Source organism: Rubripirellula amarantea, assembly GCF_007859865.1.
Classification (GTDB): Bacteria; Planctomycetota; Planctomycetia; order Pirellulales; family Pirellulaceae; genus Rubripirellula; species Rubripirellula amarantea.
Genome location: NZ_SJPI01000002.1, coordinates 750,361 through 774,712, shown reverse-complemented (window position 1 = coordinate 774,712; position 24,352 = coordinate 750,361). Strand labels below are relative to the sequence as shown.

Below are 24,352 nucleotides of genomic sequence, written 5' to 3'. Positions count from 1 at the left end.
CATCCGTTACCAGTGGTGATCATCAAACACCCTGGGGTTCCACGAATCGACGTTGACCGTCACAGGGCTGACATTATAGTTCACCCTCTCTTTCACATCTCTGGACCCCTCATGCTGAATTTCTTCCGTCAAGAATCTGGATCGATCAAGAACGATGTTCTGTCCGGTCTTACCGTTGCCCTCGCACTTGTCCCCGAAGCCATCGCCTTCGCCTTTGTTGCTGGCGTATCGCCGCTCATTGGCCTCTACTCGGCGTTCTTCATTGGTTTAATCACGGCTGTCTTCGGAGGCCGTCCCGGAATGATCTCCGGTGCGACCGGCGCTATGGCCGTGGTAGTGGTCGCCTTGGTCGCCCAGCATGGCGTTGAGTACCTGTTCCCGACCGTGATCCTTTGTGGACTGCTGCAGATTGCAATTGGTCTTGGACGTCTAGGGAAGCTGATTCGGATGGTGCCTCACCCGGTCATGCTTGGCTTCGTCAACGGTCTTGCGATTGTCATCGGGATGGCTCAACTAGGGAGTTTCAAAACACTTTCTGCGTCTGGCACCTTGGAATTTTTAGGTGGCATTCGTTTGGGACTGATGCTGGCACTGGTCGCGCTGACCATGGCGATCATTTGGTTGCTGCCCAAAATCACTCGCGCGGTTCCCGCTTCACTCGCTGCTATCCTTGCCGTTTCGCTGATTTCGATCGGCATTAACCAGTCCAATTCCGAAGGCGAAAATGTTCTGGCAACGGTCGGTGACATGTTGGAAACGAACACCAAAGCGGCCGCCATTGCTGAACTACGCCAGGAAGCAGAAGCCGATTTAGTAACATTGGCAAGCGCCACCGGCACTGACCTTGTTCCGGACACAACCTTGGTCGCCGACGTGCAGGCGGGCACCGACCTCGAAACCGTGAAAGCGGCCGCTAGCGCCGCCAGTGGCACCGAAGCGATCCTGCTATCCGAAACATCATCAGGAATCAGCGGTGGGCTCCCTCGCCTGTTCTTCCTCGACTACGAAATGGTTCCGTTCAATTTCGAGACCTTGCGAATCATCCTTCCGTTCGCCGTGATCCTCTGTGGCGTCGGTCTCATTGAATCGTTGATGACGCTGACCCTGATTGACGAGATCACCGAAACTCGCGGCCAAGGTAATCGAGAGTGCATTGGCCAGGGCGTTGCCAATTTAGTTTGCGGCGTCTTCGGTGGCATGGGCGGATGCGCCATGATCGGACAATCGTTGATCAATGTGAATTCCGGTGGTCGAGGTCGATTATCGGGAATCACCGCTGCGGTCTGCTTGTTGCTTTTTGTTTTGTTCATGGCTCCCTTGATTGAGCAGATTCCGATGGCCGCGCTCGTTGGCGTGATGTTCATGGTCGTGATCGGAACGTTCGAGTGGGCGTCGTTGAAGATGTTCCGACGTATGCCAGCGAGCGACATGATCGTGATGGTTCTGGTTGCCGGATACACGGTATTCATGCACGACTTGGCATCCGCAGTGATCCTAGGCGTGATCGTCTCGGCTTTAGTATTCGCTTGGCAACACGCAACGCACTTGGGTGCTGAAGTGCGTTACAACGAGGCTGGAAGCAAGATCTACCAAATTCACGGCCCACTGTTCTTTGCTTCGGTTTCGTCCTTCAAAGAGCTGTTCGACGTCGCTGATGATCCTCAGGATGTCGTGATCGACTTCTACTATTCTCGCGTGTACGACCAATCGGGACTCGAGGCTATCAATGGTCTGGCAGACAAGTACGAAGCCGCCGGCAAACGCCTTCACTTGACTCACCTGAGCAACGAATGTCGAACGCTTCTCGATCGCGCCGGTGACTTGGTCGAAGTCAATGTATCCGAAGATCCGCATTACCACATTGCGACCGATCGCCTCGCATAATCGCTATGCTGCGAGGCTAATCACGCTGCGACATGCCTGACATGAAATGATATGGCACGTCACGTCACGTCATTGTGCTGTGGTGTTTCGCAGCCTCACGGCGCCGCGTTTTGAAGCAGCTTACGGCGCTGGACCGGCGGGAACAGCTTCTGCCATTCTAGCGGGAGCTCGTTCAGCCAAGATGCGAGTTCGCCCGGTCATGTCACCGCTGAAGTAGACCGGCGCAATCCAACTGTTACCGTGAACCGGCACGTTCACGGTCACTTCGACAATTTGAGTGTCATCGGTGATCGTCGCTGGATTCACATTCACGGACCCAAACGACAATCCAGCGTTCTGCAAGTGGTTTAACGCCACGCCTTCGGCTTCCGCAGTCGATGCTCCGACCACCATTGCCTGCCGAGCAGCGAGATAGGAGGCATGCTTAACTGCGTGACGAACCATCGACATGCGAGTGAACTCGATCGACGCAAAGATGATGAGCAAGAGAACTGCGGCCGATATTGCAAACTCAACCGCCACCGCGCCCGTGGGTGCGTGTTGCCGTGAACTTGGTCGCTTAGCTAAGGAATACTTCATCATCAAGGGACTTCAATAGTCGTTGGGTTACTGAGTCAAAATGGACGGCAAGCTGCGAGCGATATCGCGGAAAGCCGCGTTGAGTTGGCTTGCGTTAAGAGCGCTGTAATGGTTGCCGCCCGTCATCGAAGCCATGTCTTCCATCAGGATCGTGTTCGCTTCGTCACTAAAGCTGACGGTGTAGATCGGAATCGAACCGGCAATGGCAGAATCCACAGCAACGTACGGATCGGTCCCAGTGTTGTGATTGCCATCGCTTAGCAACACCATCACCTTGGTCGCCCATCTGCGAGCTTTCGAAGGATCGTTCAGACACGCCACTCCCTCTAGGATTCCATCGCCAACATTCGTTGCTTGCCCGTCGAAATCGTCGCTGATGTCGTCGAGTGCATTGCGAATGTTGCTGTAGTACCTCGTCAACATGACATGGGTTGCACTGTTTGTTTCGTAGCTCGAAAGCGATGCCTGCTCTATGCCGTACGTCGCTTCCAGCTCGTCACAAAAGCCATTCACCGCATCAACCACATCTAGCCAACGACTATTGGGCGGAACCGGCCCGCTGTAATTCCATCCCACGGGCGCCGATGCCGGTGGTGATCCGCTCATCGAGTCTTCTGAAGTCGAAAAGCACATCGAACCGCTGCGGTCGACAACGATGGCGATGTCGAGCGCGAGTTGAGTGTGTGCCGCGGTGCAGAGGGGACGGATTTCAGAGTCATTGCCGAACAGAGGAAACGCAGGAGTCAAAGCCGCACCGGTTCCCGAAGCAAAACTGTTGGTCGACAGTCGAACGGCGTTGCCCGGCCCCCCGGCGGCGAAGCTGTATCGGCTGGTAGTGCTACTACGAGTGCTCACACCAAACTCAAAATCCGATGGTGTAAACGTTAGCGTGATGCCTTCGATAGGGTTGGCGGCCGCTATGGCTTGCGCCGCTGAAATCGCAGCCGCTTCGCTTTCGGTGGTCGCGTACTGCGTCCCAGCCGCTCGCGTCGCGGCATCCGTGACCATTTGTGTTTTCGTCTGAATCGATTGCACATAGGACAGATTGATCGCCATCGCGGCCATGATTAGCAGGAACGGCAACATTGCCATCACCGCGATCATGGTGGACCCGTGACGTGAATGACAACTTGTTGAGTTGCGATGTGCTTTCATCTTCGATGATCTTTCGATTCGAGAGGGACCAATCATTCGACACGCATGACCATGGATTCAGTCAAGGTTTTGTCTTGATAGAGAACCGCACCGACGAGTGAGTTCTGAGTGCAAGGGGCGGCGACGGTAACGGTCAACGGTTGGCCTCGCGTGAGTGTCTTGGGGTCGGAACTGATCGTAATGCTGTACCCTTTGATTCCGCGATCTTCCATCAACATGTTGCACTGCGTTTCAATGGCAGTCTTGCTCGATCCTGGAAGCACACCAATTCGCACGCCTTCATAGGCAGCCACCGACAGGTCTTGCTTGAGGTGAATCATGTGGCACGCTTCGATGGTGCCCAACAGAACAAACACCAGCAGCGGCAAACAGATCGCAAGCTCGACGACCGCAACGCCGCGAACAGGATGCGACTTCGCAAATGTACTACGTTGACCAACGTCGCCAACTTGCGCAGGCTTGCGCGGGTGCACCGCGGCCCGGCGTGGTTTGGCCACGCAGCGTCTCGCCAGCGATTGAGAAGCGGATAGTTGAAGTGACCGGATCATGAGATCTTTGTGACAAAGGACAAGTGCACAAAGGCAGCGCCGATCCGACTACAAGTCCGGTGGTGTCCGCCTGCATCGAAAAGCTAGGTTGAGAATCCGTCGATCGGCAGTTTGCCGCGTCTTTGCAACATGATTCAAGTCGCAAAGTGGACAAACGTAACGGTTGTCACAGTTTCACCGTGTTGACACTGCAATTTTGTCGTGTTGATATCGCAATCAAGCAAGATCGTTGCGATCCAAACCACGCTCGATCGCTGTTTGATACTCGCGATCCGTCAAATCCAGCACTTCTCGCATTCTCGCTAGGACCTGCAATTTCACGTCGGACATTTCTGGGTCGACGGTCGCGGCTAAGAACATCGCTTCGATCGCCTTCATTTTTTGCTCTTGTGTCCACCGTCGTGACACCGTCAGCACATAGTTCGTCGCTTCGATTTGGTTCTGACGAGCGACCGAACACAGATGCCCTAGTTCTTCGCGATCAAGGTCATAGTCCAAGACTCCCCGCGATACCTTCAACAAACCATTAATCTCTTCTTCACTAATGGTTCCGTCGACCAAGGTGACCAAAACAGACGCGCGGATTGCTTCGGTGCGAAACTGTTCGGCAATCGCCATCTCGTGCGTTTCCTTGTCCATTTCAAGGACCGAAACGTCCCACGTTGAACGACACTGGTCGCACTGGACGAACAGCTCCGCCGCACCCACAGGCACAGTGGGGATGAAATACAGCGTCAGAAACGGACGCCGCGAACGCAAACGATAAGTTTGATCGACGCTACACGTGGGGCAGTAAAAGTTGCCCGTGTCGCGAGTCCGCGTCAAATTCATCGTGCCGATCAAAATCATGTCTATTCGCCAAGGATGGAACCGACGGTGAACGGGACTCGCCGGAAGGTTCTGAACACGGTGTGGTTACGATTGAGGTGCTGATTCCAATATACTCTTATCGAGCCACGAAACGATGGTGCTTAGCCTCTGAGTTGAGTAGATCAATCGCATCGCAATTCACCTTAACATTTTACCAGGCCATCTCATGAAAACGCTTTTCGCGCTGCTTTGCATCTATTCGCTTAGCGTGGGGCTTGTCGTCGCCGACGAGACCCAACCCGCCAACGTCATATTTATTTTATGCGATGACCTTGGCTGGGGAGATCTAGGAATACTGCACCAGAATTCCGATCCTAACCATAAAGACTTTGCTACGCCTCGCTTGGACCGCATGGCGGCCGAAGGGGTGCAAGTCCGTTCGCACTACTGCGCCGCACCAGTTTGCGCCCCTGCGCGGGCGTCTCTGCTGACGGGCGTGCATCAAGGACACGCCGAGATCCGCGACAACCAATTCGATAAGGCCTTGGAAGACAATCACACTCTCGGAACCGTGATGCAGTTGGCCGGATACCGCACCGCATTGATTGGTAAGTACGGGCTACAAGGCCCAGGCGATTCCGCAATGAACTGGCCCGCTTATCCGACCAAGCGAGGCTTCGACGAATTCTACGGATATGTGCGCCACGTCGATGGCCACATTCACTATCCCGCTCATGATTGGCCGCTGGGTAATGGCGAGAATCACCAAACACCCAAGGAGGTCTGGCACAACAACGAAGAGGTCTCGGCGAGCTTGAAGGGATGCTACACCACCGATCTCTTCACGGCCAAAGCGAAGGACTTTGTGATCTCGCAACACTCCACCCAACCCGATCAACCTTTCTTTCTCTTCTTGGCCTACGATACGCCTCACGCTGCGCTGCAGGTTCCTTCGATGGAATATCCCGAGGGCACGGGCGTGAAGGGAGGAATCCAGTGGCTTGGAAAGCCAGGCCAAATGATCAACACGGCTACCGGCACCATCGATTCCTACTACCACCCTGAATGTAGTGATCCATCTTGGACAAATGTGGAACAGCGGTTCGCGACCATGGTTCGACGGATCGACGATTGCGTAGGCGATCTCTTGGACACGCTTACCGAACTAGGAATCGCTGAAGACACCTTGGTCGTTTTGTCGAGCGACAATGGACCTCACGAGGAAAGCTATCTTGAAGGTATTCGCTACTCACCGGACTCGTTCGATTCATTCGGTCCTTTTGACGGAATCAAGCGAGACGTTTGGGAAGGCGGAATCCGAGTTCCAACATTAGCGTGGTGGCCCAGTAAGATCGCGCCGGGCCAGATCGACGATCAACCCTCGCAGTTCCACGATTGGATGCCCACGCTAGCAGACATCGCAGGCCAGGCTGCCCCCGCCCGCACGGATGGCGTTTCGTTGCTCCCGCGTTGGACCCAAGGCAGCGGCAAGCCTAGCACGATTTATGTCGAGTACCTTAACCGGGGTAAGACACCAAACTATGAAAGCTTTCCTGAGTGGAAGCGCAACCAACGTCGCGGACAAATGCAAGCCATGCAAATCGAAGGCAACAGTGCTGTTCGATTCAATATCACCAAGCCGTCTTCGGACTTCATGTTGTTTGATCGAGAGAATGATCCAACGCAGCAAACGAACATCGCTTCGCAGATGCCCGCGACCAGCAAGAAGCTTCGCAATCAAGTCGCTCGCATGAGGCGTCCCAACGAATCGGCACCGCGACCGTACGACCAAATTGCTGTTCCTGGATACAAGGCTGACCGTTCATCAACCAAGGGAAACGACGCGGTCAAAATTCAGTTTCTACCCGGAGCCTTCGAGTACGTACCTCACCCTTCGATCTTTGAGGGAATCACTCGCGTTCGGACACCACGTCTAGGTGAACTCGCCGAATCGTCGCCTTCGGAACGTGGTGCGGCCGTTTGGACGCAAGACATCCAGATTGACCAGCCAGGACACTACACGTTCACGCTGCAAAGTGACGTGAAGTCTTTCGTGCGTCTGCATGACATCGCTCTGCTGGACGCTGATTTCGGCTACGACGGTTCAACGACTAGGTCCGAAACCATCAAACTAGGTGTCGGTACTCATCCGCTAACGTGCATCGCATTGGTAGAAGGCGACCAAGCGCCAAAGATAAAGTTGGAATTCAATCGCACGAGTGATAAGAAATGACGAAACAAAGCTACGCGATCATCGGCTCGGGTGCGCTCGGCGGACTCTATGGAGCATTGTTGGCAAAGGCTGGCCACGAGGTTCATTTTCTGCTGCACAGCGACTACGAGTTCGTCAAGCAACATGGATTGACGGTCGAATCCATCTGGGGTGACTTTCATTTGCCGTCGGTTCATGCCCACAACCGTGCCGAATCGATTCCGCCATGCGATGTCACGTTGTTGGCGCTCAAGACGACCAACAACCATTTGCTCGAAAAATTGTTGCCACCGTCCACCTGCGGCGCGGGCGTGGTGCTGTGTTTGCAAAATGGGCTCGATGTAGAAAGTGATGCAGCGGCAATCGTTGGCAACGATCGTGTCCTGGGTGGTTCTTGTTTTCTATGCAGCAACAAGGTTGGGCCTGGTCACATCCGCCACCTCGATCAAGGCCGCATCGTGTTTGGCGAATGGGGGCCCACCGCGATCCCAATCTCGGAACGCGCACGACGTATCGAATCGGAATTTCAATCGGCTGGAATTGAGGTTAACGCAACGCACGACTTGCCGATGACTCGGTGGCGCAAGTTGCTTTGGAACATCCCCTTCAATGGCTTGTCCGTCGTGCTCAACGCGTCGACCAAAGAACTGATTGAAGACAACAACTCAGTCGCACTGGCCAAACGCATCATCAACGAAGTGCATGCGGGGGCCGCGGGATGTGGCGTGATGATCCCTGAGATGTTCAAAGAAAAGACAATGGAGGCGACACGCGTGATGGTGCCCTACGACAGCAGCATGCGGTTGGACTATTTGGCCGGGCGTCCGATGGAAATTGACGCAATCTTTCGACGTCCACTCGCGGCAGCGGAGCGTGCAGGTGTTATGATGCCTGCTGTTGCCACACTAGCGGATCAGCTTTCGTTTTTGGGTCGAAAACACTCGGCATAGCATGCAACTTTGATCACACACGCGATTTGCGGCACGAACAAGTCGCTACAGTTGGCAAAGCTGCCACGCCGAGGCGAATAGCTGGTGGATTAAAGGACAGTGAACCGGTACCTACCTTACATCAAATTTCATTGAATGGCGTCTCATGCTTTTCATCTCCAATACTGACACTCAGTTGCCATCCGACGTTCCACACGGACTCGAACGTTATACCGATCGGCATGAAATCGCTCGCGGTGGCAACGGGCTACTGGAATCGGGTTTTGATGTGATCATCGGTCGCACTGTCGTCATCAAGACGTTGCTGCCAGAGTACCGACTCGACCGCAAACACCGTCGACGCTTGCTTCGCGAGGCTCGCGTGACCGCGCAATTGCCGCACCCGGTCACGGTGCCGGTTTACGAGATCGGTGAAGATCGCAACGATGGAATCTTTTACACGATGAAGCGGATCTCGGGCGAAAACTTCTTCGATGTGATTCGCAAGATCGCGCAAAAGAACGAAAGCACGATCCAGGCTTATCCTACCAAGCGACGTTTGGAAGTTTTGCACGATGTTTGCCACGCGCTCTCCTTCGCTCACGCGCGAGGCGTGATTCATCGCGATGTTAAGCCAGAGAACATCTATGTCGGTAACTTTGGCGAAGTCACCTTGCTCGACTGGGGCTCGGCCAAGGTCTGGGGACAATCCTATTACGACCAAGCGGAACCGAATCCCGATCGAAAACCGATTCGCAGCAGCCAAACCGAGCCCGAGGAACCCGTACAACATGGGGAAGAACCCTTCCGCATGGAAGCCTTGACGCCGGCACAACAGGTCATCGGAACGCCGACCTACATGTCGCCCGAACAAATTGCAAACCGCAACGTGGATGAACGAAGCGATGTGTTCTCCGCTGGAGTCTGCTTATACGAGGCCCTGGCCATCGCCGAACCTTTTCGAGGCGTCGATCAAAGCGACACGTTCGACAACATCTGCTCTCGTTCACCGACGCCGCCGAGCGAACGTTCGCCCGAACGAGATATCCCAAAGTTAGCCGACGCCATCTTCGCACGCGCCACCGCAAAGCAGGTTGCCGCCCGCTACCAAACGATGCGTGAATTCAACGAAGAGCTAGAAAAGCTAATCGCGCTCTATTAGCCTCGGCGATTCACCACGCGAATTTCCTATCGGGCGGACGTTTTCCTCGGGTCAACGTGCAGGGTCTACATGTAGGGTTAACTTGCTGGCTCAACTTGCTGGGTCAACGTGCTGGGTCGATTGAGGCACAACGTCGTTGCAACCACAACGCCTCGTCTTCCCATTGAGCCGTTTCGGCAAAGCGTTTGAGAGTTGAGTAACGATCGGCAACGTCAAACTTGCACGCCCATTGCAGCTTTCGCAAGCAGACCGGACACAAGTGGTTCGGTTGCGCGTCGGCTTCGTCGAGATGATTCGAACCGTTCATCAAGCAACGGAAGTAGACGCAGTGCTTTAGCCCAAACATGTGTCCGGTCTCGTGCGACAAAACTTTGCAACTACGCCGAAGCATAAGCGATTGAGATCCGCCGCGTTTCTCTTGGTGGGTAGCATCCGGACGATATCGCACAAAGCTGTAAACACCAACGCGATTGGTTAACGATGCTTGGCCAAACACAAAGTTCCATTGGTCATCCGGGTACAGATCGACCATCGTCACAGCGAGCAAACAGAACGCATCGTCGGGAACCCTCGATTCAAGCCACCGAAGAATGTCCGTCGATAGGATTTGTCGATTCCCTGCGTTCAATCGTTCGGTAAACGGCAAGCGATCGTCCGCTACCGCTGGAAGCAGCTTGACAGGCAACGAGAAGAACGACTCAGCGTAAAGAACCAATTGGTCGAGAGAAGGTCCGTCCTGCGAATCGATATCGCCAATCGGTTGCAGATAGATCGTTTGGCGTCGAGCGTTGGGACGATTTGGATGCGAACGAACGTACTGTTGAAAGGTTTGACCTAACTCCTGCTGATTGGCCAACCAATCCGAGAGCCCCGGTTTGGGAATAGGTGCAAACGATTGATCTCGAGGATCAAACGCAATTTGCAGGGACTCCGCCAATGATCCGAGATTCCCAACGGCCTCGGATCGCTCTACCGCGCTCGGCGGCCGAAAGGACGTCCCGTCGTCGGAATGACCGTTGGATCGAAGTAAAAGACTCGCGGCAATAGCAGCGACCAGCATCACCGACAAAAGAAACATTCGCTGCGTTCGATTCATAGCCAAGCCGCCAACAAAAACTAGGATACGCAAAGTCGTCCGCAACGGTCTGACTAGTACCACTCACTCTGCAAACCAAAGAGGACAACGGAGCTTTCATTGTAGCGGACCGCCACCGCTCAGATGTCCGTGATCGGATCGCATTCTGCTGGTGCTTGATCCACCAAACGCCAACGCAAGCGTTTGGCTGGGCTTCGAGACGTATTGCCTAAGAATGAACGCTATTAGAGCGAAGCGCGGATGGCATCGCCGACCGTGTCACTTACCAAAGCGACCGCCGATTCCGGATCGAGCGAAGGATCGTCAGTCGTGGTAACGATTGCCGCGTAAGCGATCGGGCTATCGGTTTTGGGGACATCGATCACTTTGCCAAAGTGATTGCTGCTGAGTCGGTCCAATTCACCCGCTTCGATCCATTCTTGGTCCTCAGTGACAAACCAAACGGTGAAAGAGTCACCGTTGGGTATTTCGACATGCACATGAATCTGCTTGGCGTTGGTATCAAAGAACATCGACCCCGCAACTCGTTCTAGGCGTTCAGGTTCACGAAACGAAACCAAATGCGAAGCCGGTCGATCTCCCGATTTCGGAAGCGCCCCGTCACTGAACTGACCTACCGGAACGTTCGATGGTGAGGTCGGCGGATGGTCGGCGGAAAAGTCGCCAGCGGTGCGTTCAGGAGCCGAGCTGACAAAATTAAGACCTACGATCGCAATCATAAACCCGCAAGCTACCGCAAGCATGGCCGCGAATCCGTGTTTCAGCCACGACGGGGTTTCTTCGAGCGACGACGAACGATCAACTTGGTTTCGTCCGGCTGACTCTGGCGATCGATCGCTTTCGATGGCTTCCTCCAACCGCTCCCAAGTTGCATCGCTAGGACTCTTCAAAGCAGAATCCTCGATCAGGCACTCGACCGAGTTTCCGATCGAAGTCAGTTCGCTTAAACAGCTCACGCATCCACTTTCGATATGTTCCTCCACCGCGTGGGCGACGGACGGATCCAGGTCACCCAAGACGTACTGAGCCAAATGTCGTTGGCACGTTTCACAATTCAATGATGTGACCTGTACGATGGAAATAGTGTGTTGAAAAGGCAGTGATCAATGGGTCAACCAATCTTCGCTCAGAGCCGTCAAACGCTCTCGCATTTGTGACAATCCGCGACGAATTCTCGACTTCACGGTACCGAGCGGAACTCCGAGTTCTTCTGCGATACCTAGATGGGTCAATCCTCCGAAAAAAGCGAGGTCCAATACTTCGCGAATATCGGCAGGTAACTCTTGCGCGACTGCCCGAAGCTGTCTAGCCCGTTGGCTGTTCTGTAGTTTTAAAGCTGGATCGACCGTTTCCTGTAATTGTGTTCGGTGATGCGTTAACTCTTCGGCCAAGCCACGATTCTCAACGCTGTGCCTGGCTTCGGATCGCAGCAAATCGCGAGCACGACTGCGAGCGAGCAACAACAAATAGGTACGGATGGGACCACGCTCTGGATTCCAGCTTGTCGGTTTTTTCCAGATTTCCCAAAACACCGTCACCGTGACCGTCTCGGCATTGCACTCCTGACCGCAGACCCGCAATGCCACGGTGTACACCAAACTACGATGCCGATCATAGAGTTCACGGAAGCTAGCCCGATCGCCACCGCAGATCCCCAGCATCAGATCTTCGTCAGTCGCGGTAGGATCGATCGCTCTATTTTCCTTCATCGGGAGCCTGAGTGGCGTCATGTTTATTCGGCTCGGGAATAGGCAGCACGGGTAAGACGCCGTCCGTCATCCAACATCCGCCAGCCGGCTTGGCGGCATCGGTTTGGCCATTATCTGCAATTGCTGCGCCATTCAAATCTGACGCAACTTGGCGGCTCAATCGAAAGGTAAAAGCGTGTGTTTGACCATCTTTTGCGACAATGGTCGCCAAAACGAGCGCCTCGTCACCATCGATCGAGGCTCGCCCGATCATCGCATCTTGATGTCCCACCAGCGGAAAATAGGGGCCGTCACGAAACAAGTCCGCAAATCGACCAATCGGACCGGTAATCGAACGATTCCCTGGGGAAGCGAGGCTGTAGCAAACCTTCAGACTTTTCGGATTCGTCCCGGAATCCTTCAAAGACCGCAATTGTTTTGAAACGACTTCGCCAGGGGTCAGCGTTGGATCGGCGATCGACGGGTCAAATCCTTCGTCCAGGTCTACGCCGGCGGCGATTGGTACTCGCGAATTAGCAGAGGACGTCCCCAGCAGCGGTTGCCCAAACCCGGACGACCAAAGAAACCACGCCAAACCTACCACGATGCCTGAAAAGAATGCGGCGCAAACCGTTATCAGAATTCGATGATCAGGCCGGTAGTTCAATAGAAACCTGCGCATTCAATAGAAACAAAGCCCGTTGTCGACACAAAAACCATCAGGCAGTCGGAATCCCGTGTGAGATTGATTGTATCCGGCCAGACGATAACCTCACAGCTTCGCACTTTTATTACAATTGGTAGTCCCTCCCTGAGTGCAAATCGCCAAGTTCAAGCCCGTTTCGTGACGTGCAACACCAAAGAAGCTGCCACGAACCAAACCGGCTAACTGTTTGCGCTTCCGACTTTCCCAATCCAGACCTTTTCGATTCAGACTCATTCTAGGAGAAACTTCTTGTCCTCGACCGCTGACCAACCCAAACCCATGCGCTTGATGTCGCTAAATGCGTTGCCGATTGTCGTCACCATGGCGATTGTTTCGTTACTGTGCCTTAACCAACAACTGGTGGCACAGACTAACGATCGACCCAACATCATCGTGATCATGGCGGATGACTTGGGGTACGGTGATGTGTCTTGCTATGGCGCCACCGCGATCTCGACTCCCAACATCGATAAGTTGGCGAGCGAGGGAGTCCAGTTCACCAACGGGTACTGTTCCGCATCGACCTGCACTCCGACTCGATATTCGTTCTTGACGGGGACTTACGCTTTTCGCGGCAAGAACACGGGCATCGCACCGCCCAACGGTCCAGCAATCATTCAGCCTGGCACCACTACCGTTGCCTCGCTGCTTGATGATGCCGGTTACGCCACCGCAGTGATCGGTAAGTGGCACCTCGGACTTGGCGGCGAGCAGGGCCCCGATTGGAACGGCGAACTAAATCCGGGACCACTTGAAATTGGCTTCGACACTTGCTTTCTGCTTCCCACCACAAATGACCGGGTGCCTCAGGTCTACGTCAAGGATCATCGGGTCTTGAACCTTGATCCCGAAGATCCATTGTGGGTCGGCGACAAAATTCCAAGTCCCGATCACCCGACGGGAATCACGCATCGCGATTCGTTAAAGATGGATTGGACGCACGGGCACAACTCGACTATCCACAATGGAATCAGTCGTATCGGTTTCTACACGGGCGGACACTCAGCACGGTTTCGCGATGAGGATTTAGCGGACAAGTGGGTGGAGCAATCGAATCAGTTCATCAGCAACCATAAGGACGAACCATTCTTCCTTTTCTTCGCGGCTCATGACATACACGTTCCTCGAATGCCTCACGAACGTTTCCAAGGCAAAACCAGCCTCGGACTTCGAGGCGACTGCATCATGGAACTTGATTGGTGCGTCGGTGAATTAATGAAGACACTCGACGAGCAAGGCATCGCCGAAAAGACGCTCGTAGTATTTTGCAGCGACAACGGCCCGGTTCTCGATGACGGCTACGCGGACGGGGCGATCGAAAAAGTTGGCGATCACCGCGCCGGCGGACCGTTCACCGGCGGAAAGTACAGCGTTTATGAAGGCGGTACTCGGACTCCGCTGATCACACGCTGGTTAGGCACAATCAAGCCAAGCGTGAGCGACGAAGTCGTTTGCACCATTGACATGGCATCATCGTTCGCCGCGCTAACCGGCCAGGAACTTCCCGATGATCAGTGCCGTGACAGCTTCAACGTGCTCGATTGCTTACTTGGCAAAGCCGACGCTGAGGGCCGCGATCACTTAGTTCAGCAAGACAACGGCAACACGGGTACTTACGCGCTACGCAGTGGTCGCTGGAAATTGCATCGCTACGACCGCAAACGAGCCCGTAACGTGGTAGTCGAGCAGTTGCTAGAAAACACTCCGGTGGATCGACTACAATTGTTCGACCTCGAAAACGATCCCTCCGAAACGACGAATGTGATTGACCAGTATCCCGATATTGCCAAGCGTTTGGAAACTAAGCTTGCGACAATCATCGAATCCGACCGAAGCCGCTAGGCCATTGCTTCGTGGATCGTTCGGCTTCCTCGACAACTAACGTCCCTCCTTGAAAACATCTATGTCTCTATCTCGACTTGCTCTGGCGTGCGTCTGTGCACTGACATGCATCGCTTCCCTTTCTCAAGCGGCTGAAGTGTTCGTTGAAGCCGAAAGCTTCGATAACCATGGTGGTTGGAGCCTCGACACTCAGTTCATCCAACAAATGGGATCGCCTTACCTGCTAGCCCATGGAATCGGCAAACCGGTCGAGGATGCTGTGACCGTCGTCGAACTGCCCGAGGCATCGAAGTACCGAGTTTGGGTTCGCTCGATCGACTGGGTGGCACGCTGGGATGCTGAAGGTTCGCCGGGGAAATTCCAACTTTCGCTTGGCGGCAATGACTTGGAAACCACCTTCGGCACGAAAGGGGAAGATTGGACTTGGCACGACGGCGGCGTTGTTGAGTTAGCCAAAGGCGAGAACGAGATTCGATTAAAAGACCTTACCGGTTTCGATGGTCGATGCGATTGCATCTACCTGACCACTGAACTTGAATCGACGCCACCGAATGATTCGAGCGTACTTTCGCCTTGGCGCCGCGAACAGCTTCAATTGCCTGCTGATCGACAAACCAAATCGGGTTACGACTTGGTCGTAATCGGTGGTGGGTACTCGGGAATGGGCGCCGCGCTATCGGCCGCTCGCATGGGCTGCAAGGTCGCCTTGATTCAAGATCGTGGAGTTCTCGGCGGCAATGGGTCGAGCGAAGTTCGCGTGTGGGCGATGGGAAACATTCGTCGAGGAAAGTATCCACGCATTGGCGAAATCGTCGAAGAGTTCGCTGATAAAGCGACCAAGTCACCAGGCACTTTCGAAGAATTCGGCGACGCCGAGAAAAAAGCTTTGGTACGTGCGGAACCCAATATCGATTTGATGCTCAATCACTTCGCCTACGGCGTTTCGATGCATGACGCACCAGCGGATGCGCCGAAGCGGATCGAATCGGTGGCGTTGCTCAACACTCGCACCGGCGAAGATTTGTCGGTCGCCGGGAAGTGGTTTGTTGATGGCACAGGCCACGGATGGATCGGCAAATGGGCGGGTGCCGATCACGAAATGGAAGAGAAGGGAAGGATGGGAATGAGCAACATGTGGCGTTGGGACGAAGCGACCTCGCCGACCTCGTTCCCTGATACACCCTGGGCACTCGACCTGACCATGGAAGACTTCCCTTACCCTCGCGATCACCACGGGCAATGGTTTTGGGAAAGTGGATTCGATAAGGATCCGATTGGCGAAGCCGAAGCTATCCGCGACTGGAATCTACGTGCGGTTTACGGAGCGTTCAATGCAATGAAGAACGGCGATGGTGCCGCGGACCACGAAAACGCTTACCTATCGTGGGTGGCCTACGTCGGCGGACCTCGCGAGAGCATTCGATTGATGGGCGACGTTGTGCTCACTCAGGATGACGTGATCAGCAAACGCGAATTCGATGACGGTTGCGTTCCCAGCACGTGGTCGATTGACTTGCACTACCCCAAGAAAGAGTATGCGGACAAGTTTGCCGACAACCCGTTCATCAGTGTTGCGGTGCATGATCGCCGAGTCGATCGTTCGTACGGGTACCCGGTCCCCTACCGTTGTTTCTACAGCCGCAATGTCGAGAATTTGTTCATGGCTGGTCGCTGCATCAGTGTTACTCATGAGGCACTGGGTACGGTTCGCGTGATGAAGACTTGCGGAATGATGGGCGAAGTGGTCGGCAAAGCCGCATCGATCTGCACCGCCAATCAATGCGATCCGGCGGAGGTCTACCATCGTTACCTGCCCGAACTTAAGGAACTGTTGGAATTGCCGGGTAAGGCTAGGCGGGCCACTTCTACCGCTCCGATCGAGATTCCCAACGATGCAATGGACCGCGCAACGTCAGTCGGACCATCGACGGGGCTCGCACCTTCGACATTGGGTGGCCTCGTTGTTGATGACAGCGATGCGAAGCGTTCAGGAAATTGGACGTTGGGCGAAGGTCTTAAGCCCTATGTCCACAGCGGATACCGTTACGCGTCAGCCAATTCCAACAGTACGATCCAATTCGAAGCCTCACCTAAGACTTCGCAAACTTACCAGTTGCGATTGTATAGCGTCGGTCACGACAATCGATCCTCAAAGACCACCGTCACGGTGGCTCGCGAAGGTTCCGACCCGATGACTCAGGTCGTGGACCAGCGGCAAGTTCGCAGCGAGCCTTGGATCGACCTTGGGAAATTTGACTTGCAAGCTGGGACTCCCGTGACCGTCACCATGTCAACCAAAGGTGCCGATGGCTTCGTTCACGCGGATGCGATTGTGTGGGTCGGCATTGATTGAGAAGCCCGCCAAACGGGGGCGAATGACCGTTGTTCACACCATCCGATGTTGCCTCGTTGTCGCGTTGCTGGCGCTGTTGCCATCGCCACACCGCGACATGGACGCATTAGAAACGGCGACTATTCCCGACATCGCCGACATCCAACGATTGCTTCCCAACGCAGCGTCGATAGTGGAACCGGCCGATCGACTGGGATGTTGGTCAGTCGAAGACGCTAATGGAAATCACCTGGGCTTAGTCGCCCGGACGCTACCGGCGGCCCAGGACCAACGCGGATACCGAGGTCCTACCGAAGCGTTATTAGTGATGGACAACGACCATGTCATCACTAACCTTTGCATTCTGCAAAGCCACGACACCGGCGACCATGTCGACGCCATCGAAAAGGACGAGAAGTTCCTTCATCAATTCGTTGGTTGGGAATTGGGGCAGCAGTCAACTGACCCCAAATCGATCGACGGAGTTTCCGGAGCCACGCTGACCAGCCTCGCCATGGCAGCGGGCATCATGCAAAGAGTCTCACCGTCGCCATCACTAGCCCCGGCGTCGCTTGTATTTCCTGAACCATTGACGGCGGAAGAGATACAATCGTTATTTGGGGCACCATCAACTGCAACCTTGGAAAACGTGGTTCGCACCGGCCCGTTCTCGGATTCGATCATCGGCTACCAAGGGCCGACGGAACTGGTCCTTCAGCTCGACGATTCACAAACGATCGTCGACCTGCGAATTCGCAAGTCATTCGACAACGAACCGTATGTCGGCTACCTGCGAGACGACAAGTACTATTGGAAAAAGTACATCGGAAAACCGCTCGCAGAATTCAGAAATGGTGACGAACTACTCGATTCAGTCGAAGGTGTATCCGGAGCCACCATGACAAGTGAAGCCGTCTTGTTGACGACGATTGATTTCGCGGATGCCTATTCAAAACACCAAACCGAAACGAAGCAAACACAATCGCCACTAAGTTCGGCATGGGCCGGTATCCGCTGGTCGACGCATGAGTTGGCTTCGCTACTAACACTGCTGATACTCTTTTGCCTTAGTCGCTCGAAGGCGATGAAACGAAAGCGTTTTAGACAAGGGTGGCTGTTAGCCGTGATTGTGGTCATCGGCTTTTGGTCCGGCAACCTGGTCTCTATTGCTTGGCTTGCTGGTGCCGCTTCCGCAGGCGTGAGTTGGAAGTTGGCGATAGGGCTGACCGCGATCGCGGCGGTGGCATTTATCGTCCCGACCTTTTCAAAGGCAAACCCTTACTGCAATCATCTGTGCCCTCACGGTGCAATTCAACAATTAGTTAGACCAGGGATACAATCCAAACGCCGGCTAACTATCCCAACCACGTTGCGAACGCTTTTGAGTGTCGTTCCTGCAATTACGTTGGCGGCTAGCTACGTGGCACTGTTGTTCGCGCCTCAGTTTGACGTATCACAACTTGAACCCTTTGACGCCTACGCATGGAAGGTCGCTGGATTGGTTGCCATCGCGTTGGCGATCACCACGATCGCATTTTCGATGTTTGTCCCGATGGGATACTGCCGCATGGGGTGCCCAACAGGACGCTTGATCGATCACCTTCGACTCTCGGCGGCATCCGGTCGTTGGACGCGTTTCGACAGCGGCGTCATCGTTATGCTAGTGATTGCGGTCGTCACTCGATACACGTCGTCACCGTGATCTGAAAGCCAATACCTCTGGTCTCTAGCAACGACATCGAAACCAGATCGAACCTTCGTCAAGCAGACATTAAGCAGACGTCAAGCAGACATTCCGGCTAATCCTGAGTCGTCAACCGCTCGATCGAATTGCGCAGCAACGCCAAACTCGGGTAATCGTCCGGAAAGTCAATGACCAACTTCGCAAGCCGTTGCGATGCGCTGGCGAAATCGTCGCGTTCATACATCTCAAGTGCTGCCTCGAACTCTTCTCGCAGTTTCGGGAACCAAGAACTGGACCTTTGATGTAGTTCGTAGACATCAATCGTCACTTCGTCCTCATCGAGTTCAAGTTGCCTCAGCCGACGTATCGTATGCTCATTCTCGATTGCACTTGCCGTCGCACCCGAGATCAAGATCGGCGTACGTAGCGTTGACGAAAGGCCTCGCAACCTCGCTGCGATCTCAAGCGTTCGACCCATCGGCCCGTACTTGAATTGAAGTCGCGAGCCAAGATTGCCAACTCGGGTATATCCCGAATGCAGGCCAAACTCAGTCGCGAAGGATTTGGGAGTCACATCCTGCCAGCGTTCTCGAACCGCTTCTGTCGCCGCAAGCATTTCGATTGCCGACTGACAGGCTCGGGTTGCGTGATCAGTTGACTCGACCGGCGCCCCCCACATCGCAGTCAAACACTCGTCCGAATGATCCACCAGGACACCATCGGAATTCAAAACCACTTCACCTAGTGCACCATGGACATCCTGGATCCATGCTATCGTTCGCTTCGCCCCCACTCGCTCGGCAACCTCGTGGAGGCCTCGAATTTGGCACGCCACCACCGTCACATTCGCATCTTTTCCATCCAGTAAGGTTTGATCCGAACGCAACGCGTCGGCAATTGAATCTGAAAAGTAACTTTCAAGTGGTATCTTGGTCAGATCGTGCTTCACACTCGTTGTTGCCGGATACAAGCCAGAGTCCGCGCCAACCTTGCGAACTCGCACGGACAACTCATCCGGCAACGAGACAATGATTTCTTCGTCGGACGAAAAGCTCGATCCGGGGTCCAACGGTGCACCATCGCCCGTTGCGAACTGAAGCACGCGATGAATATTCGTGACAACCAATTCACCTTGCGGGCTTTTGCTAACGCGAATCGCGGACCGAGGAATACTGCGAGCCGAAAGGGGCGCGATCGACAATCGACATGACTTACCCGAGTCGTGCAACGTCAAAGGTTCGGCATCGTTCTCTTGCTGGCGCCCAATGTCTAAGGGTGACCGCGCAATGCCCGACCAGATTTGATCGGATCCACTAAAGACAGTAATTTTGACTCGGTGCATGGACAAACCTAAGGGTGAGGTGCGACATTCTATTTCGTATTCGATTCGCGTGCACCCGTCGAGTCAAAATGTCTCGAAGAACTATGCGAGATGACTATGTTGGACTTTCATTTTCTTATATAAAAGGATGTCATGAGTGCACTAACAAACATTCGACGTGAAAAAGATGGCTGGGTCGTTCGCATGGTTCGCGATGGCACCGAGTACTCTCGTTACTTTCGGTTCTCGGACGGTGGAGTGCGGAAATCGCTGCAGCGAGCCAAGACGTACCGTGACGAACTCCTCGACGAACTTGGCGATCGCCAATGGAAAAGCGGCCCGAATCGTGCCAAACCGATCAACAACAGCTCGGGAACGGTCGGCGTCAGCAAGAACAAGTACAACCGTTGGGTGTCGTCGTGGAACGAGGATGGCAAACAAAGGTTCAAGACTTTCCGCACGAAACGTGAAGCGGTCGCCCATCGTAAAGAGCAGGTCGCGCGACTGACAAAGTCCTAGCGAAATGCAAGACGATGTTCACCCAGATGAGTCGGGTGCTGATCGTCGAACGCATGCATGGTCATCGACAACGAAGAACCGTCGACCTTTGCGTGGACCCAACCATTGGGCATCGTTTTGTTGAACACGTATGCGGTGGGCGGTAAATTCACCAAATGGACTTTGCCCGCGGTCTCGGTCATTTTCCAATGGTGAGTATGACCGTAGATGTACGCCTTGACGTTGGCGTGTGCGTGGAACACATCAACCAACTCCGCAGTATCCACCAGCCCCGTGACTCGCTCACTCGATCCTTCGGGCAGGTACTGCGGATTATGATGCCCCATCACAATCGCTGGCTTATCCGAATGTCGGTCCAGCGCTTCGGCGAGCCATTTACGTTGGGCATTGCCAATTTCCCCGGTGACGTTGTCAACGATCTGCAGCGAATCAATCAGGAACCAATTCACATGTTGGCCTTCGATGATCGAGACGTGCTTGCCTTGGACCGGTGATTGTCTCGCGTGTTCCGACAGCGCGTTGGCAAACGGTCCTCGGTCGTCATGATTTCCCATCGTCATGTGCAAGTCGATTCCCGCCTGGCTTACCCGACGAATTTCGCTGGCAAAGGTCGCGTAATCTTCAGCCAAACCTTTCAAATAGGCGCAGTCGCCGTTCACGAACAACGCCCGGGGCAACTGGGGAAGCGCCAGCACTTCATCGATCGCGCGTGACAAGTTGGCGAACATGTTGGCGTCTGACACAATCTTTGTCTTGTCGCCGCAAATGTGAGTGTCCGAAAAAAAGACATAGGATTCGTCACTTTGGGAATCTAACGCGACGCTGGAACGGCCGGCGATTGCGATTGCGCCAACGCCGACCGCGGTTTGCAAGAATGAGCGACGAGAACCAGGCAAGTGCAGTGACATACGGCGGGATCCGAGTAGGTGGGAACGGTGGGGAATTAGCTCTAGAATAACCCAATCCGTGAAACTGTTGTGGCTTGACGTCGCAGGAACGAACTTCGTATCCCTGGCCGCATGGTTCGAAAATATGTTCTGGCGATGCTTACCTTGATGACGATATGCGGCGGATGTCGCATGAGCACCGGTATGCACGTATGGGATCCGCCGCAACTCGAAAGTGCGGTCGGCAAGCGAATCGGGATTGCCTCGGTCGGCGGAGATCCTGAACTAGCGGGCCCCATTCGCCAAAAGATGATCGCGATGGCTCCCAAGGATTCCGGACGCGGACTCAACGCCTTCGACCCCGCTCAGCTTGATACTCAGCAAACCATTCGACAAGTGTCTGCCATCGATGGCCAGCCCAACGACATCGCGACCGCCTCAGTTGCTCGCAGTGCGGGCTTGGATTACCTGATGCAAGGTCAAGTGCTAACCAAGCACCACGATAAGGGCGCGAAGGATCCGGTCGAAGAGGTGAAGAAGATGCTTGGCCAAACCCCTAACGACTCCAAAGCCGATAACCCAACCCTTAGCGTCTCGTGGCAGCTAACGTCCATCAACGACAACCGTCATGCCGGTGGCAAACCCGTGGTGATTGACCTGGAAACGGCGAAACAGCGTTATCCGGACCTTGCCATGTTGTCTGATCCTGACGAGATCCTATCGACCGCCTCGGTTCGCGAAGCCTATCGCTTGGTGACTCCATCGGTGAACCACGAACGAGTTCAGCTAGCGATCCCCTACGGATTGCCGGGCAGCCGCGAAGTCCGCCGCGGCAACATCCTCGCACTGGCGGGCCAATGGGGCGAAGCAGCGAAGGTATGGCAGGCCGTCGCAGACGAACATCCGCTTCAATCAGCGGCGCTACACAACTTGGCGTTAGCCGCTGCAGCTTCGCAAGATTTTTCTCGAGCAAAGACTCTCGCACGCAGCGCCATTCGCCGAAACCCCGCTCCGCTGCATCAGAAAACTCTGGTATGGATCGAACAACGTCAACGCGACTACCACGAAGCATTCAACTTGCCCGATCCGCCCGAAGGCTGGTTCGTTAGCCGGTGACGCCTGTCTTCGAATTTAACATCGCCTGTCTTCGAATCTAACATCGCCTGTACCGCTCTAACATCGCCTGTACCGCGGTTTCTACCTTCGTCGTCAACGTCGTGGTTTGCGTCTTGTCCTTCCGGTCATTGCTAACAGAAATCGCGGCACCGAATTGAATTGTTGCTCGACGCGCCGCCTTAATCGTAGCCGTCGAATGCTTTAAGACGTCCTCTTCAAACTTATCGATCGTTTCTGCCAAGCGTTCTAGCGACGGCTTATCGACGACGTAATCACCCGGGTAGCTAAACGACTGAACGACAAGAAAGAGATCTTCGAGATCATCTCGCAAAGTCGTTTCCGCTGGCTCATCCAGTTCGTCCGCGTCCAACTTTTCAATGATCGTCTTTCGAGCGGCTTTGACGCGTTCAGGAATGGACTTACCCGCATCCGTCAATCCGTGTCGTGCTTCAACCTGATCCAAGATGTAGTCACCCAGAGCCCGAATCCGCTCGGGAAGTCGCCCCGACTTGGTCTCGTTGTAATATTCCAATTCCTTAACAGCGAGCAACGCTTCGGCGAAGCGATAGATACGCTCGTCGAGAGGGCGATGAGTCTGTCTTCGCCAAAAGATTGCTTCTTCAAGTTGCCCCATCGTTTCCACAAGCGACTCGGTGGGATCGTCAAGGTACTCGTACCGAATGGCGCAAGGCACACACACAATCGGACGAGTGGCTTTTCGAGCGGCCGCAACCGCGATCGCAGCGGCGCCTTCGCGAAACGGCGTCACTCGATCGTTGCAGTGATAGATTTCGCCTTCTGGGAAGATCACCAACGGTTCGGGCTGTTGACGCAGCAAGTCGGTGGCAATTCGAAACGCGCCAATGTCATTGGCCTCGCGATCGACGCTAAAACAACCATGCTTTCTTAGCAGCCACTGCGTTAGCTTGGACTTATCGTGAAAGACATGCCATGTTGCCATGATGTACAACGGAGTATCAATCTTATCCGCCGCCGCGTAGATCATGTACGGGTCCGCATGCGAAGCGTGATTGGGCATGATCATCACACCATCGCCTCGATCAAGCGCCTCGCGAACGTGATGCTGGCCGCTGACATGGATCGTTGCGATATTCACTTCGCGCTGCTGTTGCTTAACTCGCAGCGAACGTAGCCAACGAACCAAGCTTGGCGAAAGGGCTGGCTTCCAAACCTGAGGCGCAAAACGCATTCGGTAGCGGTTCATAAAAATTTCTCGTTCAGTGACGTTTCATGGCGGTGCACCTACAATAAGGTCTCTTCTCTCGCTTCTCTAGCAAAGGTCCACCAGATGAGCACTCAGCTTGCCGAACAACCCTGGATCGTATCGATCATGTTGGTTGCCTTGGGTGTGGCAGCAATATCAGCGTGGTTGCAAACTGGCAAGAAGCCATTAGCGGTGATTGGTGGATTGTGTTTCCTTCTGATCCCGGGCGCCTTTGCCCTGGCCTCGTCGTGGGTCACCGATCGCGAAGCCGTCGAAGCGGTTATTTACGAAGCTGCCGCTGCGGTGGAAGCAAACGATCATCAAGCCGCGGTCGCGTTCATCGGTGACGAAAAGTCCAAACAAATGGCGCTCGCCGAATTGCCCCGATTCAAATTTAGCATGGCGCGAGTCAATCGCCTTGATTCAATCATCGTCCGCGACGAAGGACTGCCCAAGACGGCGGACGTCGATATGTCCGTCAAGGTCGACGTCAGCGGCAGTCGCGGTGGGCTGCAGAATGTACGTGTGCTAAGGAGATTGCAACTCGAGTTCGAAAAGCGAGGCGATGAATGGGTGATTATCAATTATCGGCACTTGCCCGTCATCGGCGGTCCTGACCAATACACGACAAGCACTCGTTGAGTTAAGCTCTTCCAA

Annotated in this window: 21 protein-coding genes; 10 read left to right on the top strand and 11 right to left on the bottom strand. The window is 54.4% G+C overall.

What is annotated here, in order from left to right; all coding sequences use genetic code 11:
- Positions 1–111: 111 nt before the first annotated feature.
- Positions 112–1,884, top strand: coding sequence for a SulP family inorganic anion transporter (locus Pla22_RS16220; RefSeq protein ID WP_146515871.1), 1,773 nt, complete (start codon positions 112–114; stop codon positions 1,882–1,884).
- A 120-nt stretch (positions 1,885–2,004) separates the two neighbouring features.
- Here Pla22_RS16220 and Pla22_RS16215 read toward each other — a convergent pair whose 3' ends face one another.
- The 4 genes from Pla22_RS16215 to Pla22_RS16200 form a co-directional block, all read right to left on the bottom strand.
- Positions 2,005–2,466 carry a TadE/TadG family type IV pilus assembly protein gene (locus Pla22_RS16215; protein WP_146515870.1) on the bottom strand — a complete coding sequence of 154 codons (462 nt, stop codon included), beginning with the start codon at positions 2,464–2,466 and terminating at the stop codon, positions 2,005–2,007.
- Between the two features lie 24 nt (positions 2,467–2,490).
- Positions 2,491–3,618 carry a VWA domain-containing protein gene (locus Pla22_RS16210; protein ID WP_165440708.1) on the bottom strand — a complete coding sequence of 376 codons (1,128 nt, stop codon included), beginning with the start codon at positions 3,616–3,618 and terminating at the stop codon, positions 2,491–2,493.
- Positions 3,619–3,650: 32 nt separating this feature from the next.
- Positions 3,651–4,166 (bottom strand): TadE family protein, encoded by a 516-nt coding sequence (locus Pla22_RS16205; protein ID WP_146515868.1) that lies wholly within the window; start codon positions 4,164–4,166, stop codon positions 3,651–3,653.
- A gap of 216 nt (positions 4,167–4,382) precedes the next feature.
- Positions 4,383–5,015 (bottom strand): TerB family tellurite resistance protein, encoded by a 633-nt coding sequence (locus Pla22_RS16200; RefSeq protein WP_146515867.1) that lies wholly within the window; start codon positions 5,013–5,015, stop codon positions 4,383–4,385.
- 187 nt (positions 5,016–5,202) lie between these two features.
- Here Pla22_RS16200 and Pla22_RS16195 point away from each other — a divergent pair, with 187 nt between their 5' ends.
- The 3 genes from Pla22_RS16195 (at position 5,203) to Pla22_RS16185 (ending at position 9,279) form a co-directional block, all read left to right on the top strand.
- The gene (locus tag Pla22_RS16195) at positions 5,203–7,209 is read left to right on the top strand and encodes an arylsulfatase (protein ID WP_146515866.1); all 2,007 of its coding nucleotides are present in this window, start codon (positions 5,203–5,205) and stop codon (positions 7,207–7,209) included.
- Complete coding sequence (locus Pla22_RS16190) at positions 7,206–8,138, top strand: putative 2-dehydropantoate 2-reductase (protein ID WP_146515865.1); 933 nt, start codon at positions 7,206–7,208, stop codon at positions 8,136–8,138. The genes Pla22_RS16195 and Pla22_RS16190 overlap by 4 nt, the downstream gene beginning before the upstream one ends.
- A gap of 145 nt (positions 8,139–8,283) precedes the next feature.
- Entirely contained in the window at positions 8,284–9,279 is a 996-nt protein-coding gene (locus Pla22_RS16185; protein WP_146515864.1) for a serine/threonine protein kinase, read from the top strand.
- Positions 9,280–9,382: 103 nt separating this feature from the next.
- Here the strand turns inward: Pla22_RS16185 and Pla22_RS16180 are convergent, their stop codons facing one another.
- From Pla22_RS16180 to Pla22_RS16165, 4 genes are all read right to left on the bottom strand, one after another.
- Positions 9,383–10,375 carry an archaemetzincin gene (locus Pla22_RS16180; protein WP_146515863.1) on the bottom strand — a complete coding sequence of 331 codons (993 nt, stop codon included), beginning with the start codon at positions 10,373–10,375 and terminating at the stop codon, positions 9,383–9,385.
- A gap of 224 nt (positions 10,376–10,599) precedes the next feature.
- Complete coding sequence (locus tag Pla22_RS16175; RefSeq protein WP_146515862.1) at positions 10,600–11,433, bottom strand: zf-HC2 domain-containing protein; 834 nt, start codon at positions 11,431–11,433, stop codon at positions 10,600–10,602.
- A gap of 45 nt (positions 11,434–11,478) precedes the next feature.
- On the bottom strand, positions 11,479–12,084 hold the full coding sequence (locus Pla22_RS16170) for a sigma-70 family RNA polymerase sigma factor (RefSeq protein ID WP_165440707.1): 606 nt from the start codon (positions 12,082–12,084) through the stop codon (positions 11,479–11,481).
- Positions 12,071–12,745: a DUF4864 domain-containing protein gene (locus Pla22_RS16165; protein WP_146515860.1), complete on the bottom strand. Its 675-nt coding sequence runs from the start codon at positions 12,743–12,745 to the stop codon at positions 12,071–12,073. The genes Pla22_RS16170 and Pla22_RS16165 overlap by 14 nt, the downstream gene beginning before the upstream one ends.
- 345 nt (positions 12,746–13,090) lie before the next feature.
- Here Pla22_RS16165 and Pla22_RS16160 point away from each other — a divergent pair, with 345 nt between their 5' ends.
- The 3 genes from Pla22_RS16160 to Pla22_RS16150 all read left to right on the top strand — a co-directional run bounded on the left by Pla22_RS16160 (position 13,091) and on the right by Pla22_RS16150 (position 18,645).
- Positions 13,091–14,611 carry a sulfatase family protein gene (locus Pla22_RS16160; protein ID WP_242632192.1) on the top strand — a complete coding sequence of 507 codons (1,521 nt, stop codon included), beginning with the start codon at positions 13,091–13,093 and terminating at the stop codon, positions 14,609–14,611.
- Positions 14,612–14,672: 61 nt separating this feature from the next.
- Complete coding sequence (locus Pla22_RS16155) at positions 14,673–16,964, top strand: FAD-dependent oxidoreductase (RefSeq protein ID WP_146515859.1); 2,292 nt, start codon at positions 14,673–14,675, stop codon at positions 16,962–16,964.
- The gene (locus tag Pla22_RS16150; RefSeq protein WP_146515858.1) at positions 16,918–18,645 is read left to right on the top strand and encodes an FMN-binding protein; all 1,728 of its coding nucleotides are present in this window, start codon (positions 16,918–16,920) and stop codon (positions 18,643–18,645) included. Before Pla22_RS16155 ends, Pla22_RS16150 begins: the two co-directional genes overlap by 47 nt.
- 97 nt (positions 18,646–18,742) lie before the next feature.
- Here Pla22_RS16150 and Pla22_RS16145 read toward each other — a convergent pair whose 3' ends face one another.
- Positions 18,743–19,969 carry an adenylate/guanylate cyclase domain-containing protein gene (locus Pla22_RS16145; RefSeq protein WP_146515857.1) on the bottom strand — a complete coding sequence of 409 codons (1,227 nt, stop codon included), beginning with the start codon at positions 19,967–19,969 and terminating at the stop codon, positions 18,743–18,745.
- Positions 19,970–20,101: 132 nt separating this feature from the next.
- On the opposite strand from Pla22_RS16145, the gene Pla22_RS16140 reads away from it, so the two are divergent.
- Positions 20,102–20,467 (top strand): hypothetical protein, encoded by a 366-nt coding sequence (locus tag Pla22_RS16140; RefSeq protein ID WP_146515856.1) that lies wholly within the window; start codon positions 20,102–20,104, stop codon positions 20,465–20,467.
- On the opposite strand, the gene Pla22_RS16135 is transcribed toward Pla22_RS16140, so the two are convergent.
- The gene (locus Pla22_RS16135; RefSeq protein WP_146515855.1) at positions 20,464–21,375 is read right to left on the bottom strand and encodes a metallophosphoesterase family protein; all 912 of its coding nucleotides are present in this window, start codon (positions 21,373–21,375) and stop codon (positions 20,464–20,466) included. The two genes, Pla22_RS16140 and Pla22_RS16135, sit on opposite strands and share 4 nt — an antisense overlap.
- Positions 21,376–21,486: 111 nt before the next feature.
- On the opposite strand from Pla22_RS16135, the gene Pla22_RS16130 reads away from it, so the two are divergent.
- Entirely contained in the window at positions 21,487–22,470 is a 984-nt protein-coding gene (locus tag Pla22_RS16130) for a tetratricopeptide repeat protein (protein ID WP_146515854.1), read from the top strand.
- A 37-nt stretch (positions 22,471–22,507) separates the two neighbouring features.
- Here the strand turns inward: Pla22_RS16130 and Pla22_RS16125 are convergent, their stop codons facing one another.
- Positions 22,508–23,695 carry a lysophospholipid acyltransferase family protein gene (locus tag Pla22_RS16125; protein WP_146515853.1) on the bottom strand — a complete coding sequence of 396 codons (1,188 nt, stop codon included), beginning with the start codon at positions 23,693–23,695 and terminating at the stop codon, positions 22,508–22,510.
- An 84-nt stretch (positions 23,696–23,779) separates the two neighbouring features.
- Between Pla22_RS16125 and Pla22_RS16120 the strand changes: the two genes are divergently transcribed.
- Positions 23,780–24,337, top strand: a complete 558-nt coding sequence (locus tag Pla22_RS16120) for a hypothetical protein (protein ID WP_146515852.1) — start codon at positions 23,780–23,782, stop codon at positions 24,335–24,337.
- Positions 24,338–24,352 lie beyond the last annotated feature (15 nt).

Bases quoted from the DNA above. Each gene is read 5' to 3' on its own strand.
- Pla22_RS16220 (WP_146515871.1), top strand. From the start codon at position 112: ATGCTGAATTTCTTCCGTCAAGAATCTGGATCGATCAAGAACGATGTT.
- Pla22_RS16215 (WP_146515870.1), bottom strand. From the start codon at position 2,466: ATGATGAAGTATTCCTTAGCTAAGCGACCAAGTTCACGGCAACACGCA.
- Pla22_RS16210 (WP_165440708.1), bottom strand. From the start codon at position 3,618: ATGAAAGCACATCGCAACTCAACAAGTTGTCATTCACGTCACGGGTCC.
- Pla22_RS16205 (WP_146515868.1), bottom strand. From the start codon at position 4,166: ATGATCCGGTCACTTCAACTATCCGCTTCTCAATCGCTGGCGAGACGC.
- Pla22_RS16200 (WP_146515867.1), bottom strand. From the start codon at position 5,015: ATGATTTTGATCGGCACGATGAATTTGACGCGGACTCGCGACACGGGC.
- Pla22_RS16195 (WP_146515866.1), top strand. From the start codon at position 5,203: ATGAAAACGCTTTTCGCGCTGCTTTGCATCTATTCGCTTAGCGTGGGG.
- Pla22_RS16190 (WP_146515865.1), top strand. From the start codon at position 7,206: ATGACGAAACAAAGCTACGCGATCATCGGCTCGGGTGCGCTCGGCGGA.
- Pla22_RS16185 (WP_146515864.1), top strand. From the start codon at position 8,284: ATGCTTTTCATCTCCAATACTGACACTCAGTTGCCATCCGACGTTCCA.
- Pla22_RS16180 (WP_146515863.1), bottom strand. From the start codon at position 10,375: ATGAATCGAACGCAGCGAATGTTTCTTTTGTCGGTGATGCTGGTCGCT.
- Pla22_RS16170 (WP_165440707.1), bottom strand. From the start codon at position 12,084: ATGAAGGAAAATAGAGCGATCGATCCTACCGCGACTGACGAAGATCTG.
- Pla22_RS16165 (WP_146515860.1), bottom strand. From the start codon at position 12,745: ATGCGCAGGTTTCTATTGAACTACCGGCCTGATCATCGAATTCTGATA.
- Pla22_RS16160 (WP_242632192.1), top strand. From the start codon at position 13,091: ATGGCGATTGTTTCGTTACTGTGCCTTAACCAACAACTGGTGGCACAG.
- Pla22_RS16155 (WP_146515859.1), top strand. From the start codon at position 14,673: ATGTCTCTATCTCGACTTGCTCTGGCGTGCGTCTGTGCACTGACATGC.
- Pla22_RS16150 (WP_146515858.1), top strand. From the start codon at position 16,918: ATGGCTTCGTTCACGCGGATGCGATTGTGTGGGTCGGCATTGATTGAG.
- Pla22_RS16145 (WP_146515857.1), bottom strand. From the start codon at position 19,969: ATGCACCGAGTCAAAATTACTGTCTTTAGTGGATCCGATCAAATCTGG.
- Pla22_RS16140 (WP_146515856.1), top strand. From the start codon at position 20,102: ATGAGTGCACTAACAAACATTCGACGTGAAAAAGATGGCTGGGTCGTT.
- Pla22_RS16135 (WP_146515855.1), bottom strand. From the start codon at position 21,375: ATGTCACTGCACTTGCCTGGTTCTCGTCGCTCATTCTTGCAAACCGCG.
- Pla22_RS16130 (WP_146515854.1), top strand. From the start codon at position 21,487: ATGGTTCGAAAATATGTTCTGGCGATGCTTACCTTGATGACGATATGC.
- Pla22_RS16125 (WP_146515853.1), bottom strand. From the start codon at position 23,695: ATGAACCGCTACCGAATGCGTTTTGCGCCTCAGGTTTGGAAGCCAGCC.
- Pla22_RS16120 (WP_146515852.1), top strand. From the start codon at position 23,780: ATGAGCACTCAGCTTGCCGAACAACCCTGGATCGTATCGATCATGTTG.